The organism is bacterium (genome assembly GCA_023150945.1).
GTDB lineage: Bacteria > Zhuqueibacterota > Zhuqueibacteria > Zhuqueibacterales > Zhuqueibacteraceae > Coneutiohabitans.
In genome coordinates, this window is record JAKLJX010000005.1 from 62,003 (window position 1) to 76,102 (window position 14,100).

Annotated in this window: 11 protein-coding genes; all 11 read left to right on the top strand. The window is 60.6% G+C overall.

Features of this window, described 5'->3' with window-relative positions; genetic code table 11:
* Nucleotides 1-30: 30 nt before the first annotated feature.
* The 11 genes from L6R21_08545 to L6R21_08595 all read left to right on the top strand — a co-directional run bounded on the left by L6R21_08545 (nucleotide 31) and on the right by L6R21_08595 (nucleotide 14,097).
* The gene (locus tag L6R21_08545; GenBank protein MCK6559237.1) at nucleotides 31-1,695 is read left to right on the top strand and encodes a 2Fe-2S iron-sulfur cluster-binding protein; all 1,665 of its coding nucleotides are present in this window, start codon (nucleotides 31-33) and stop codon (nucleotides 1,693-1,695) included.
* 3 nt (nucleotides 1,696-1,698) lie between these two features.
* Nucleotides 1,699-2,778, top strand: coding sequence for an NADH-quinone oxidoreductase subunit H (locus L6R21_08550; protein MCK6559238.1), 1,080 nt, complete (start codon nucleotides 1,699-1,701; stop codon nucleotides 2,776-2,778).
* 62 nt (nucleotides 2,779-2,840) lie between these two features.
* Nucleotides 2,841-3,425, top strand: coding sequence for an NADH-quinone oxidoreductase subunit I (locus tag L6R21_08555; GenBank protein ID MCK6559239.1), 585 nt, complete (start codon nucleotides 2,841-2,843; stop codon nucleotides 3,423-3,425).
* A 186-nt stretch (nucleotides 3,426-3,611) separates the two neighbouring features.
* Complete coding sequence (nuoB, locus tag L6R21_08560) at nucleotides 3,612-4,157, top strand: NADH-quinone oxidoreductase subunit NuoB (protein ID MCK6559240.1); 546 nt, start codon at nucleotides 3,612-3,614, stop codon at nucleotides 4,155-4,157.
* Nucleotides 4,157-4,753 carry an NADH-quinone oxidoreductase subunit C gene (locus L6R21_08565; GenBank protein MCK6559241.1) on the top strand — a complete coding sequence of 199 codons (597 nt, stop codon included), beginning with the start codon at nucleotides 4,157-4,159 and terminating at the stop codon, nucleotides 4,751-4,753. The genes nuoB and L6R21_08565 overlap by 1 nt, the downstream gene beginning before the upstream one ends.
* 2 nt (nucleotides 4,754-4,755) lie before the next feature.
* Entirely contained in the window at nucleotides 4,756-5,319 is a 564-nt protein-coding gene (locus tag L6R21_08570; protein MCK6559242.1) for a 4Fe-4S dicluster domain-containing protein, read from the top strand.
* A 56-nt stretch (nucleotides 5,320-5,375) separates the two neighbouring features.
* Nucleotides 5,376-6,638, top strand: a complete 1,263-nt coding sequence (locus L6R21_08575; protein ID MCK6559243.1) for an NADH-quinone oxidoreductase subunit D — start codon at nucleotides 5,376-5,378, stop codon at nucleotides 6,636-6,638.
* Nucleotides 6,639-6,926: 288 nt separating this feature from the next.
* Nucleotides 6,927-9,752, top strand: a complete 2,826-nt coding sequence (locus L6R21_08580; GenBank protein MCK6559244.1) for a SpoIIE family protein phosphatase — start codon at nucleotides 6,927-6,929, stop codon at nucleotides 9,750-9,752.
* 377 nt (nucleotides 9,753-10,129) lie between these two features.
* On the top strand, nucleotides 10,130-10,615 hold the full coding sequence (locus L6R21_08585; protein MCK6559245.1) for a (2Fe-2S)-binding protein: 486 nt from the start codon (nucleotides 10,130-10,132) through the stop codon (nucleotides 10,613-10,615).
* 90 nt (nucleotides 10,616-10,705) lie between these two features.
* Nucleotides 10,706-13,015, top strand: coding sequence for a xanthine dehydrogenase family protein molybdopterin-binding subunit (locus L6R21_08590; GenBank protein MCK6559246.1), 2,310 nt, complete (start codon nucleotides 10,706-10,708; stop codon nucleotides 13,013-13,015).
* Between the two features lie 104 nt (nucleotides 13,016-13,119).
* The gene (locus tag L6R21_08595; GenBank protein ID MCK6559247.1) at nucleotides 13,120-14,097 is read left to right on the top strand and encodes an FAD binding domain-containing protein; all 978 of its coding nucleotides are present in this window, start codon (nucleotides 13,120-13,122) and stop codon (nucleotides 14,095-14,097) included.
* The last annotated feature ends 3 nt before the right edge of the window (nucleotides 14,098-14,100 follow it).

Genomic DNA, 14,100 nt, shown 5'->3' on the forward strand with positions numbered 1-14,100 from the left:
TTTTGAATCCGATACCACGAACCCCTGCACATGCCCAACATCACAATCGATGGCAAAACCGTGGAAGTCGAACCCGGCACCACGGTGATCCAAGCCGCGGAAAAGCTCGGCATCGAGCTGCCGCGCTATTGCTACCATCCCGGCCTGAGCATCGTCGGCCAGTGTCGCATTTGTCTCGTTGAAATCGAAAAGATGCCCAAGCCGCAAGTGGCCTGCTACACGCCGGTGACCGACGGCATGGTGGTGCATACGCAGAGCGAGAAAGCGCTGCGCGCCCGCAAAGACGTGCTCGAAATGTTGCTGGTCAACCATCCGCTCGACTGCCCGGTTTGCGATCAAGCCGGGGAATGCTGGCTGCAAGAGTATTACATGCGCATCGGCCAGTATGACAGCAAGATGATCGAAGACAAGGTGAAGAAGAACAAGGCGCTCGACCTCGGCCCGCATGTCATGCTCGATCAAGAACGCTGCATTCTCTGCACCCGCTGTGTGCGCTTCTGTGATGAGATCAGCAAGAGCCATGAGCTCGGCATTTTCAATCGTGGGGATCACGCCGAGCTGGCGCCCCATCCCGGCAAACGCCTCGACAATCTTTATTCCGTCAACACGGTTGACATTTGCCCGGTGGGCGCGCTCACGGAAAAGGATTTCCGTTTCGAAGCGCGCGTGTGGTACCTGGAAGCGACCAACTCCATTTGTCCGGGCTGCAGCACCGGCTGCAACATCGCGGTGCACACCAACACCGAGCGCACGCATCACGCCCAGGGCCGGCGGGTCGTGCGCTTGAAACCGCGCTACAACCCCGAAGTGAATCAATGGTGGATGTGCGACCTCGGCCGCTATTCCTTCAAAAGCGCTGATGATCCCTCGCGGCTGACCGTGCCGATGCTGCGGCAGGGCGAACAATGGATCGAAACCAGTTGGGAAGTGGCGATCGAAGCCGTCGCGCAAAAGATCAAGTCGACCGCCGCCGATCGTGTCGGCTTGTGGGCTTCGCCACAGTTGACCAATGAAGACCTGTTCGTCTTGAAAAAGTTCGCCGGCCGTTTGGGCCTTACGCGCGTGGCGGCGGCGCTCGCCCCGCTGGAAAAGCCGGTGAGTGACAATTTCTTGATCAAAGAAGATCACAACCCGAACACACGCGGCTTGGGCCTGGCTGGGTTCCCGGTGGAAACGAAGGCCTCGGCGGATTTGCTGCAGCAGGCCGCGGACGGCAAGCTTGCGGTGCTGCTGATTTTCTCCCACGATCTGTCCCAGAGCTTTGCCGCCGATGCAGTGACGAGTGCGCTGGCGAAAGTGCCGACCGTGATTTTTATTGGCCCCAATCGCAACGCCACCAGCGCGGCGGCGCATTTCATTTTGCCTGCTGCCGCCTGGCCGGAGCTTGATGGCACCTTCACCAATTTTGCCGAGCGGGTGCAGCGCCTGCGGCGCGCGGTGGCGCCTCTGGGCGATGCCCGGCCGGTTTGGCAAATCGTCAAGCTGCTGGGCAAGCCGCTCGGCGTGATCCTGCCCTACCTCGAGTCCGAAGATGTATTTGCCGCGCTCGCCCGTGAAAACAGCGCCTTTGCCGGCATGTCGTATGCGACCATCGGCGATCTGGGCCACCAGCGCGGCGAGGAGGCGGCTGCGGTGAAAGCCCGGCGGCTCAATCAAGTGCCGGACAAGCTGCGCATCATTCCCATTTTTGGATAGCCCATGAGCGAGATTATTGCAACGGCCCTGAAGATTCTCTTTTTCGTTCTGGTCTTTGTGTTCAGCACGGCGGCGTTGTTGACCTGGGTGGAGCGCAAACAGAGCGCCCTCATGCAAGACCGGGTGGGCGCCAATCGCGCCAAGATTTTCGGCCTGCGCTTGTGGGGCCTGTTTCACATCATCGCCGACTCGTTGAAGATGTTTCTCAAGGAGGACTTTCGGCCGCAGGGCGCGGAAAAACTGCTCTTCCTGCTGGCGCCGGGCATCAGCATGTTTTTTGCGATTGCCGCCTTTGCCGCCATTCCCTTCGCCGATGTGCTGGTGGTGGGCGGCACCGCGCACGTCATGCAAATCGCCGCGCTCGACGTCGGCATTCTCTACGTCTTCGCCACCATGTCGATGGCGGTCTACGGCGTGGTGTTGGGCGCCTGGGCTTCCAACAACAACTATTCGCTCATGGGCGGCCTGCGCGCCTCGGCCCAGATGATTTCGTATGAAGTCGGCATCGGCGTCTCGATCATCGGCGTGCTGCTGGTTTTTCAAACGGTAAACTTGCAGGAGATCGTGCGCGCCCAGGGCGCCTTGCTCGGCGGCTGGCTGCCGAAGTGGGGCATTCTCTATCAACCCATCGGCTTTTTGCTGTTCTTCACCACCGGCCTGGCCGAGACCAAGCGCATCCCCTTTGATGCCCCCGAAGGCGAGAGTGAGATCATCGGTTATCACGTCGAATTCACCAGCATGCGTTTCGGCGTTTACTTTTTGACCGACTTGATCGAGACCGTGCTGATTGCCTGCATCACGGTGACGCTGTTTTTGGGCGGCTGGCAGGTGCCGTATCTCACCGCCGCCGGCTTTGAGTTTCCCTGGGGCGTCAGCCTCGCCCTGTCGAACTTGACGGTCACCGTGCTGCAGTTTTTGGGATTTTCGCTGAAAGTCGCGGTGTTGCTGTGGTTCATGATGTTGATCCGTTGGACGCTGCCGCGCTTTCGTTATGATCAAGTGATGGCGCTGGGCTGGAAGATTTTGCTGCCGCTGGCCCTGCTCAACATTTTTGTGACCGCGGCGATCATTCTGTTCGTCTGAGTCTGCCGCGCCCCCTGTCAATTCATCCGGTCTCTCATTCACCACGATTTTTTGCGTTGGCCATGAACGTTCACGACAAATACAAGCCGCTGACTTTTTGGGAAAGAACCTATCTGCCGCGTATTTGGGACGGGTTGGTGCTCACCATGCGGCATTTCTTTTTCAACCTGTGGCATTTCTTTCTGGCCAGCATCGGCGTCCAGCGCGAGTGGAAGGGCGCGGTGACGTATCAGTATCCGGAGGTGCGCCGCCCGATCTGGCCGCGCTTGCGCACGCTGCACCGCCTCACCAAGCGCGAGGACGGCACGCCGCGCTGCGTCGCCTGCATGATGTGTGAAACCGTCTGCCCGGCCAAATGCATCTACATCGTCGCCGGCGAGCGGCCGGAGAAGCAGATCGAAAAGTATCCGCTGCAGTTCGATATCGATTTGGGCAAATGCGTGTTCTGCGGCTATTGCGTCGAGGCCTGCCCGGAGGATGCCATTCGCATGGACACCGGCATCCTCGAGTTTGCCGCCTATGGCCGCAACGGCATGCTGCTCACCAAGGAGATGCTGTTGAGCTTCGTGCCCAAGAAGGAGCATTACACGGCGCGGCCGGATTTGGAGGCAAGGCCCGCCCCGGCGCCGCGCCTCTCCGAGGCGTGACGTATCCGCAGCGGCCGGCCGGCGCCACCGCTTCGCCGGCAGCGGCTGCGCTGAGCTTGCTATTCCTGCCGGCTTTCTCTATATTGCCGGCGTTCTTCGCGGTTAGCGACCGAATTCTGCGCTGCCCGCCGGTAAGGCGGCGCCCACGTTCGACCATGACCTGAATCTCGCAGAGCGGAGGAGAGTATGGGCCGACCACAGCAGCCTTTTCTGGAGAAGGAAACCCGCTTTCTCGAAGAAGGACGGTACGGCGACAACGTCATCATCACTTCAATCGATTCACTGCTCAATTGGGCGCGGCTGTCCTCACTGTGGCCCATGACCTTTGGCCTGGCCTGCTGCGCCATCGAAATGATGGCGGTGGGCGCCTCGAAGTATGATCTCGACCGCTTCGGCGCCGGCGTGTTTCGCCCCAGCCCGCGCCAGACCGATCTCATGATCGTGGCCGGCACCGTCACCATCAAAATGGCGGAACGCGTGAAGGTGCTGTATGAGCAGATGCCGGAACCCAAATATGTGTTGTCGATGGGAAGCTGTGCCACCTGCGGCGGGCCCTACTGGAAGCACGGCTATCACGTGCTGAAGGGCGTGGATCGCATCGTGCCTGTCGACGTTTACGTGCAGGGGTGCCCGCCCCGGCCGGAGGCGCTGATTGACGGCCTGCTGAAGCTGCAGGAGAAAATCCGCCGCGAAAGCTTGTTCAAGCGCAAACTCACGGAGGCAGTGAAATAATGGCACCTGATCAAATTGCGCAGCGGCTGCAGAATCGCTTCGGCGAACAGATTCTGGAATTCAAGGGCGACGCGATCGATCCCTTTGTGCGGGTCGCGCCGGAAAACCTCCTGCCGGTTTGCACGTTCCTGCATGAAGAAGCCGATCTCTTTTTCGATATGTGCCACAATCTCTCCGGCTACGATCTCGGCCCCGGCAAACCGCTCGTCGTCATCTACCATCTCTTCTCCTTTCGCCATCGCCATTGGTTTACCGTGAAGACCGAAGTGCCGCGCAGCGGCGGCCACGTGGCCACGGTGTCCTATCTCTGGCGCACGGCGGATTGGCACGAACGCGAAGTGTACGACTTGTTCGGCATCACCTTCGACGACCACCCTGATCCGCGCCGCATCCTGTGCCCGGATGATTGGGACGGCTGGCCGATGCGCAAGGACTACGTCGTGCAGGAATACTACCACGGCATTCGCGTGCCGTACGGCGAAGACTGGAACAGCTTCGACAACTTTGCCAACAACTTCGAGCGCGGACATTTCGTTTTCGCCTTTGAAAAGCGCCTGCTCGCCAACGGCGGCCAGCCATCCGAGAAGAAGGAGTGATCATGGCACAATACTTCAAAGACGTTTTCAACGGTCTCTACACCATCATGATTGGAATGTTCGAGACCTGGAAACATCTCTTCCGGCCCGCCGTCACCCTGCAATATCCCCATGCCCGCTTTGCCCTGCCGCCCGGCACACGCCAGCAGCTCTTCTGCAACATTGATGATTGCATCGGCTGCTACAAATGCGCGCGCATCTGCCCGGTGAATTGCATCTACATCGACACCGTCAAGGCCAAGCCCAGCGAGGATCTCGGCAAAGCCTCAACCGGCAACCCCATCCGCCAGCACGTCGTGCGCTTCGATATCGACATGTTCAAATGCTGCTATTGCGATTTGTGCACCACGGTGTGCCCGACGGAATGCCTGTACATGACCGACAAGTACGAATCTACGGTGTACGAGCGCAACAACGGTCTCTTTCATTTCTCGAAGTACGAACCGGCGCTCGCAGCCAAAATGCTGGCGGAGCAGGCCGCCGAAGAGGCAGCCGCCGCCGCCGCCAAAGCCGCCAAGGCTGCCGCCGCCAAGCCCAAAGCCGAGGCCCAGCCCGCGCATACCTGAGCGCGGCCGGCAACTCCGCTGGTCTTTCACTTATCCACTCCATTTCGGAACGCGATATGTTCGGCACAATCGGCAACATCTTCAAACGGCAGCGCTACTATTTTGAAGACGAAGGCAACATGGTCGTCGATCTCGATCCCTCCGCTGCCATCCAGAAATACAATCACGAGACCATGGCGAAGGCGCGGCAGAGCAAGGCCTTCCCCGGCGACGAGATGATCGTCAACATGGGGCCGCAACATCCCTCCACCCACGGCGTGCTGCGGCTGGAGCTGGTGCTCGATGGCGAGATCGTCAAGAAATGCACCCCGCATGTCGGCTATCTCCACCGTAATTTCGAAAAGCATGCGGAAAACATCGGCTGGAACGAAGTCATTCCCTACACTGATCGGCTGGACTATCTGGCCTCGATGAGCATGAATCTCGGCTATTGCCTGGCCGTGGAAAAGCTGCTGGGGATCAAGGAACTGCCCCGCAAAGTCGAATACCTGCGCGTGATCTGCGCCGAGCTCATGCGCATCGCCAGCCACCTCATGGCGATCGGCACCTTCGGCCTGGATGTCGGCGCCATCACGCCCTTCCTCTGGGCCTTCCGCGACCGCGAACGCATCCTGGATTTGTTCGAATGGATTTCCGGCGCGCGCCTGCTCTACAACTACATCTGGATCGGCGGCCTGGCGCGCGATCTGCCTGCGGGCTGGCTCAAGCAGGCGGCGGAATTTCTCGATGAACTCGAGCGCAACATGAAGGAGTTCAACCGGCTGCTCTCCGGCAATCACATCTTCATCAAACGCTCCGCCGATATCGGCATTCTCCCGCCGGAGGTCGCCGTCAATTGCGGCGCGACTGGCCCGGTGCTGCGCGGCAGCGGCATCAAGTGGGACGTGCGCAAGGACGAGCCTTATTCGCTTTATCCGGAATTCGAGTTCGAGGTGCCGGTGGGCGAGGGCCGCTATGGCCCGATCGGCTCGGTGCTCGATCGCTACGAGGTGCGCGTCAAGGAGATCGAACAATCCGTCAAGATTCTGCGCCAGGCGATCGCGCAGTGCCCGGAGCAAGGCGATGTCAAGGAGGCCATTCCGCGCCGAATGCGGCCGCCGGCCGGCGCCGAATGCTACGTGCGCAGCGAGGCGCCGCGCGGCGAGATCGGCTTTTATCTGCGCTCCAATGGCAGCGATATTCCCGATCGCGTGCGCTGCCGCTCCTCCTGTTTCGTGCATGTCAGCCTGCTCGACGAAATCAGCCGGGGCGCGATGGTGGCCGACATGATTCTCATCATCGGCAGCATCGACATCGTCCTGGGTGAAGTCGATCGCTGAATGGCGACCACAGCGCCCCGCTATTTGCCCGCAGCAGTCGAACGCCCGCCCTCCTCGTGCCAGCGAGGCGGTGGGAAGAACGTCTCTGTGGGCTGTTTTTTTGGGGAAAAGAGACCGGTTGCAACTGAAGCAACAACCGGCGCCGGCCGCGCGTGAAACGAGGTGACGCGCAAGAGACTGATCGTGCCTGGAAAGAGGAAAACCATTGCGGTGAGATTTCAGGTCAGCGGGCAGGGAAATTTGCCCGCCGCGACGCAAACCGCAGGTTAATCGTTCGGGTGTTTGGTTATGGCTTACTTCGATAACCGGCCTCAGCACTTCCGCCTGGTGGCGGTGCTCTATGCCGGCGCGCTGCTGGTGCTCGCCGGGATGAATTTTGTTCGCAATGCCAGCCGGGCAACCGACGAGAATCTGTTTCGCACCTCGCCGTCGCGGTTGTATGTGATCCGGAGTCTTGCGACCGTGCTGCCTGCAGCCGGTTTGCAGGCCGGCCCGCAGGCCGCAGTGGCTCGGGCCGATTCCGTGCGCGCCGGAGATTTTTTGATCGCCTGCAATCGCCGCGAAATCGAAGACGCCGCCGATTGGCAGCAGGCGCGGCAGGGCGTCGCGCCTGATTCCGTCATCGCGCTCAAACTGTTTCGACCGGCACAAGGCGAGGGCTTTACCATTCGTCTGGCTGCCGCCGCCCTGCCGGATTCCTGCGTGCTCGAGTTGCCGCCTTCCATCTACATCGTCGGTGTCGAAAAAGGCGGCGCTTCCGATCGTGCCGGGCTGCTGCCCGGCGATGTCATCCTGCGTATCAATCAACAGAGCTTTCGCGATGCCGTCGACGCGGACCGCATCATGCGCCGGGCCGGCAGCGGCCAGACCATCGACTACGAGGTTCGGCGCGGCCCTCGATCCCTGACGTTGCACGTCACGCTCGCCCGCCTCGGCGTCAGCCTGGGCATGGTCATCAGCTTGCTGATCGGCTTGGCGTTTCTGGGCTTGGGCCTGTTCCTCACGCTGCACCGGCCGCGCATCCGCGCGGCGCGACTGGTCGGTTTGGTGTTCATGGCATTCTCGTTTCCGGTGCTGTTGACCCATCAGCAGGGCGCGGAGGCCGGCCTGCTCTCCCAGATTTTGTTTGCGGCGATCATCGCCAACATTCTCTTCGGAACCGCCACCGGCATTCACTCCAGTTTCTACTTTCCCAAAGAACGGCCGGAGTTGTTGCAGAACCCCTGGCTCGGCCGCGTGCCCTATGTGCTGGCGGCCGCGGCGTTCGCGGTAATCGGCGGCCTGGGCTTCGCGCAATCTGCGCTTGCGCGGTTGTTGTTCTTGGCAACGCTCGGGCTGATGCTGCTTTACTACGTCGTCGTGTTTTTGATTCACCGCCGGCAATGCGGTGTGGAATACAAACGCCTGAGCCGGTCGTTCAAAGCCATTGCCGCGGCCGCGGTGGTGGGCATGCTTGTGTTGAATTTGCTGCTGGTCCGCAAAGTCGACCAGGCGAATACCGGCGTGCTGCTGCTGCCTCTGCTGCTGCTGCCGGGCGGCTATCTTTACTTTATTGGCCGCCACCGCCTGCTCGATGTGAATTTGCGCGTGCGCCGTAACACGCAATACACCATCGTCTCGGCGGTGTGGACGGTGCTGCTGCTCCTGCTGATGGTGACCGCGCTGGCGTGGCTGCCCAAGCTCAAGTTGAACCTGCCCGACATCCGCTTCAACCGCGGCTACCTCGAGATCGGCGCTCTGCCGATGTCGCCGGATCAACACCAATTCGCCGAGAAGATCATTCTCATGGCGCTGGCGATGGCATTGATCTTCGTTTTCCAAAAACTCGGCCGCGCCGGCCAGAACTGGATCGCACGCCTGTTTCATCGTGAAAGCTATGACTACCGGGTGGCCACCAGCGAGCTGGCCGAAGTGATGGCCACCAAATTGAGCATGGTCGATCTGGCGCGCGGCATCGTGAAAAAGCTGGCGGAGCTGATGCACCTCGAGCGCGTCGGCGTCATGTTTTTCCAAAACCAGAAGGTCTGTTGCTGCCAAGAGGCCTATGGCTTCGATGGCGAGGAGTGGCAGGCGTTTTGTATTGCCACCGATCAGCAGATCGTGCAGGTCTTGGAAAAATTCCGCAGCGAGTCCCGCTTCACCGTGGACTATTTACCCGATGATCTCAAGGACAATTTCTATCATCACGGCTTCCGCCACTTGATTCCGATTCGTTTCAAGGAAAAACTGGTGGGCACGCTGCTGCTCGGGGAAAAACTCTCCGAGGCAGCCTACACGCATGAAGACTTTGCCATTCTCACGGCGGTCGCGAAACAGGCTTCGGTGGCGGTGGAAAACGCTTTCTTGTATGAAGAGCTGGCCGAGCAGGAACGGTTGAAACACGAGCTTGCCATTGCCCGGCGCATCCAGTTGGCCTCGCTGCCGCAAACCACGCCGGCGATCGCAGGCCTGGAGATTGCCGGCGTTTCGATTCCGGCGCATGAAGTGGGCGGCGACTATTTCGACTACCTGAACGGCAAGCCGCACAAGATCACCGTGATCGTGGGCGACGTGAGCGGCAAGGGCACTTCAGCGGCGCTCTACATGTCGAAGGTGCAGGGCATTTTGCGCTCGTTGCACGACTTCGGGCTGTCGCCGCGCGACCTGTTCATCCGCGCGAATCATTTGCTGCGCCAGGCGCTGGAACGCAAGTCTTTCGTGACTTCCATTGGCGCGGATTTCGACACGCAGGCGCGGCGGCTGGTGCTGGCGCGCGCCGGCCATTTGCCGCTGTTTCACTACTGTGCTCCCGCACAAGCCGTGGTGAAAGTCACGCCGCGAGGGTTGGGCTTGGGACTGGATGAGGAGTTCATCTTCGCAGCCGAATTGGAAGAGAAGACCATTCCCTATGCGGCCGGCGATGTTTTTTTGTTCGTCACCGATGGTGTCACCGAAGCGGACGACGGCCACGGCGGTGAATTCGGCGAAGAGCCGCTCATCGACATTCTGCTGCGCCACCATCATCGCCCGGCCGCGCAGATTCGCGATCAATTGATCACCGCGCTGCGCGGTTTCAGCAACAACACCGAGCAGCGCGACGATCAAACCATCGTGGTGGTGAAGGCGACGCCGTGAAACCGCCGGCTGCGACTGTGCATATTCATTCACCGCCACGGAACAAGATTATTCCCCTCCGCTCCGGCCTTTCTCCAGAATCCGCTTGACAACGTTCTCCGCTGATTGTATCATCTACCCACTTTTTTGCGCCCGCCGGAGGGCGCAAACGAGCCCAACCCGGGCAGGCACGAACAATCGCATCACACCGCGCGCACGGTTTGTCTCATCCAAACCATAGTCTCTGTCCGAAAATGTTCCAATCTCGGCTGAGCCGAGGATTCCAAAGCTTCGAATGTTGTGAACGCGCTCAAGATTTTGAAGCACCGGCCGAGCCGGAGCAGGAACGTTTTCTCAAAAGTCCGCGATTGCGGACGGACACTAACGAAACCACCCTTATGCCAACCAAAGAGATCATCACCCTGCGGGTGAACGGCTCCACGCATGAGCTGGCCGTCCGGCCCTCTGACGTTTTGCTCGACGTCTTGCGGGAAAACCTGAATCTGACCGGCACCAAGCGCGGTTGTGACATGGGCACCTGCGGCTGTTGCGCGGTGCATCTCGACGGCGAGCCGCGACTGGCCTGTCTGACCCTGGCGCTGGAGGCCGTCGGCCATGAGGTGCGCACGATTGAAGGTTTGAAGGGGGAAGGATTGCTTCATCCGCTGCAGCGCGCCTTTGCCGAGCATGGCGGTTCGCAATGCGGCTTCTGCACCCCGGGTTTCATCATGACGGCCGCCGCCTTTCTGGCCGAGAATCCCCGTCCAACGCGCGCCGAGATTCAAGAAGCGATTTCCGGCAACCTGTGCCGCTGCACCGGCTATGTCAAAATCGTCGATGCGATTGCGGCGGTGGCCGAAGCGCGGGCAGCGACAACCGGATAAAGATCCCCTTGCTTTGCAGCCGGCCTGGCGGCCTGCGAATTCCATTCTCACCAGATGTGCGAGCGCAATCTCAGTGGCGGAGAGCAAAAGATGTCGAATACCATCGGCAAACCGGTTCCCTTGATCGACGGCCTGAAGAAGACCACGGGCGAGGGCATCTATACCGACGATATCAAGCTGCCCAACATGCTGGTGGGCAAGATTCTGCGCAGCCCGCATGCCCACGCCCGCCTGAAACGCCTCGACACCAGCAAAGCGGAGCAGTTGCCGGGTGTGCATGCTGTGATCACCGGCAGGGAGGCCCCGCATACTTTTGGCGTGTTGCCGATCAGCGAGGATGAAACCGCGCTGGCAGTCGACAAAGTGATTTTCATCGGCGACAATGTCGCGGCGGTGGCCGCTGACGATGAGGAGATTGCCTGCCAGGCATTGCGCCTCATCGAGGTGGAGTATGAAGAGCTGCCGGTTTATCGCAAGTTCGAAGACAGCGTGCAGCCCGCAGCCGAGGCCATTCATCCCGGCAATGGCAACGGCACCAACATTCACAAGGAAGTCCGGCAGGAGTTCGGCGAGGTGGCGGCGGCCCGCGCGCGCAGCCGCCAGGTGAAATCCGCCGGTTATGATTTCCTGGGGGTGACGCACGCGTTTACCGAGCCGCATTGCGTGATCGCGCACTACGACGCCGATGATCGCATGACGGTGTGGTCGGCGCAGCAGGTGCCGCATTATCTGCATCGCGCGCTCGCCAAAGTTCTGCAGATGCCGATGTATCGCATTCGCGTCATCCGGCCGATGGTGGGTGGTGCTTTCGGCGGCAAGAGTGATCCGTTTCCGCATGAGATGGTTGCGGCGCTGCTGTCGCGCAAATGCCGGCGGCCGGTGAAGATTCTGTTCGACCGCGAGGAGGTTTTTCTCAGCAATCACGGCCGGCATCCGACTCGCACCGAAATCGCGATGGGCCTGGATGAAGCGGGCAAGATCAGCTTTCTCGATTTGCAGGCGCAAATCGACGGCGGTGCCTGGGGCAGCTTCGGCGTGGTTACCACCTACTACAACGGCGTGCTGAACATGGGGCCGTATGTGATCAACAACTTTCGCTATCACGGCCGCCGCGCCTACACCAACAAACCGCCGAGCGGCGCCATGCGCGGCCATGGCGCGGTGAACTCCCGCTTTGCGGTCGAGACCCTGCTCGATGAATTGTGCGAAGCGGCCCGGCTCGATCCCTGCGATGTGCGACTGAACAACCTGCTGCCCGCGAACTGCACTACCGCCAATGGCTTTCGCATCACCAGCAATGGTACCCGCGAGTGCATTCTGCGCGCGCGCCAAGCCTCGGAATGGGACCGGAAATTCCGCAAGCTGCCGTTTGGCCGCGGCGTGGGCGTGGCCTGTGGCTTCTACATCAGCGGCAGCGCCCACCGCATTCATTTCAACGATCTGCCGCAATCCACCGTGCATCTCAAAATCGACATGGACGGCGGCATCACCGTGCATTGCCTGGCCGCGGAGATCGGCCAGGGCAGCGATACCATGCTGGCACAATGCGTGGCCGAACCGCTGGGCGTGCCGCTCGACCGCATTCGCATTTTCTCGAACGACTCCGATGCCGATCCCATCGATCTCGGCTCCTATTCCAGCCGCGTGACCTTCATGGCGGGCAATGCGGCGCGTGAGGCGGCGCTGCAGATACGCGCGAAGCTGGTGCAGGCGGCGAATGCGCTCACCGGCTATCCGGCCGAGGGCTTCGTGCTGGCGAATGAAGAAATCATCTATCAGCGCGATCCGCGTGTGCGCGTGACCTTCATGCAGGCACTGGAGCAAGCCCTGGCAAACAACGGCGCTTTGCTGGCCAAGGGCAAATACATAAGCCCGCCGCCGATTGGCGGTTCGTTCAAGGGCGCTCGCGCCGGCCTGTCACCGAGTTACAGTTTTCAATGCTACATTGCCGAAGTCTCGGTCGATACCGAAACCTGCGAGCCGCGCGTGGAGAAGGTGTGGGCGGCGCACGATTGCGGCAAGGCGCTGAATCCCCTGGCCGTGCAGGGCCAGATCGAGGGCTGCATTCACATGGGATTGGGTCAGGCGTTGATGGAGGAAATGGTCTACAATCGCGGCAACGTGTTGAATGCCAATCTGCTCGACTATCGCACGCTCACGCCCCGGCAAATGCCGGAAGTGGAGGTGATCATCGTCGAAAGCGATGATCCCGAGGGGCCGTGGGGCGCGAAGGAGGCCGGCGAAGGCCCGTTGCTGCCGATTCTGCCGGCGGTGGCCAATGCGATTTACGACGCGATCGGCGTGCGGCTGCGCAGCCTGCCGATGACCGCGGACAAGATTTGGAAAGCGAGGCAGGATCAGCAAAAGACTGCCAAACGCCATGTCGCGGCTGTGCTTTGAGCTTGGATCTGCCGGCGGCAGCATCGTCTTGCCCGGATTTTACCGCCTGCTGCTCAACTGGGAGTCGTTGCAGTGAGGATTGATTCAGACAACGAACAAGAAGCATGATTCTCCCCGCATTCAAATTGCACCAGCCCCAGACCGTGCCTGAAGCGATCGCCATTGCGCAGGCGTGCAAGGGTGATTTTGACTTCATTTCCGGCGGCACTGACTTGTTGCCGAACTACAAGATGCGGCTGAACCCGCGCGGCCATGTCATCAGCCTCGCCAGGATCGCCGACCTGCACGAAATCAGCCCCACCTGCATGGGCGCGATGGCGCGCTTGCGGGATGTCATCGCGAATGAATCCCTGGAGCAAGCCCTGCCGGTTATCCCGCACACGGCGCGGCAAATCGCCAGTCCATTGCTGCAGGCCTCCGGCACGATCGGCGGAAATCTGCTGCTCGACACGCGCTGCTACTATTTCAACCAAAGCTGGTTTTGGCGGGATTCGAAAGGCTACTGCTTGAAAGCGGAGGGCACAGACTGTCTGGTGATTCCGCAAAAGTCGATCTGCTACGCGACGTATTCGGGCGACCTGGCGCCGGTGTTCATGGTGCTGGGCGCCACGCTTGTGCTGCAGGGTCCGGAGGGCAGGCGGGAGGTGCCATGCGAAAATTTCTTCACGCATGACGGCATCACCCGCAATGTCAAGCTGCCCGAGGAAATTTTGACCCACGTGCTGCTGCCGGCCGCGGCGCAGTCGCTGCAGGCCGGCTATCTGAAGTTGCGGGTGCGGGACAGCATGGATTTTCCCGTACTCGGCGTGGCGGTTGCCATTCGCCTCAATCAGCGCACGATTGCGCGATTGCGCGTGGCCTTGACCGGCGTGGCGACGACTCCGCTGCTGTTCGATGAGGTGACGGAAGCGGTGGTGGGTGATCAACTCACCGGAGATCTCATCGACGGCCTCGCCGATGACATCATGAATCGGGTCACACCCTATCGCAACGTTGCCCTCTCGCCGCAATATCGCAAAGCCATGATTGCCGTGTTCATCCGGCGATTGCTGCACAAGTACCTGCCCGCCACTTCGGCGTGAAGA

Bases quoted from the DNA above. Each gene is read 5' to 3' on its own strand.
- L6R21_08545 (MCK6559237.1), top strand. From the start codon at position 31: ATGCCCAACATCACAATCGATGGCAAAACCGTGGAAGTCGAACCCGGC.
- L6R21_08550 (MCK6559238.1), top strand. From the start codon at position 1,699: ATGAGCGAGATTATTGCAACGGCCCTGAAGATTCTCTTTTTCGTTCTG.
- L6R21_08555 (MCK6559239.1), top strand. From the start codon at position 2,841: ATGAACGTTCACGACAAATACAAGCCGCTGACTTTTTGGGAAAGAACC.
- nuoB (MCK6559240.1), top strand. From the start codon at position 3,612: ATGGGCCGACCACAGCAGCCTTTTCTGGAGAAGGAAACCCGCTTTCTC.
- L6R21_08565 (MCK6559241.1), top strand. From the start codon at position 4,157: ATGGCACCTGATCAAATTGCGCAGCGGCTGCAGAATCGCTTCGGCGAA.
- L6R21_08570 (MCK6559242.1), top strand. From the start codon at position 4,756: ATGGCACAATACTTCAAAGACGTTTTCAACGGTCTCTACACCATCATG.
- L6R21_08575 (MCK6559243.1), top strand. From the start codon at position 5,376: ATGTTCGGCACAATCGGCAACATCTTCAAACGGCAGCGCTACTATTTT.
- L6R21_08580 (MCK6559244.1), top strand. From the start codon at position 6,927: ATGGCTTACTTCGATAACCGGCCTCAGCACTTCCGCCTGGTGGCGGTG.
- L6R21_08585 (MCK6559245.1), top strand. From the start codon at position 10,130: ATGCCAACCAAAGAGATCATCACCCTGCGGGTGAACGGCTCCACGCAT.
- L6R21_08590 (MCK6559246.1), top strand. From the start codon at position 10,706: ATGTCGAATACCATCGGCAAACCGGTTCCCTTGATCGACGGCCTGAAG.
- L6R21_08595 (MCK6559247.1), top strand. From the start codon at position 13,120: ATGATTCTCCCCGCATTCAAATTGCACCAGCCCCAGACCGTGCCTGAA.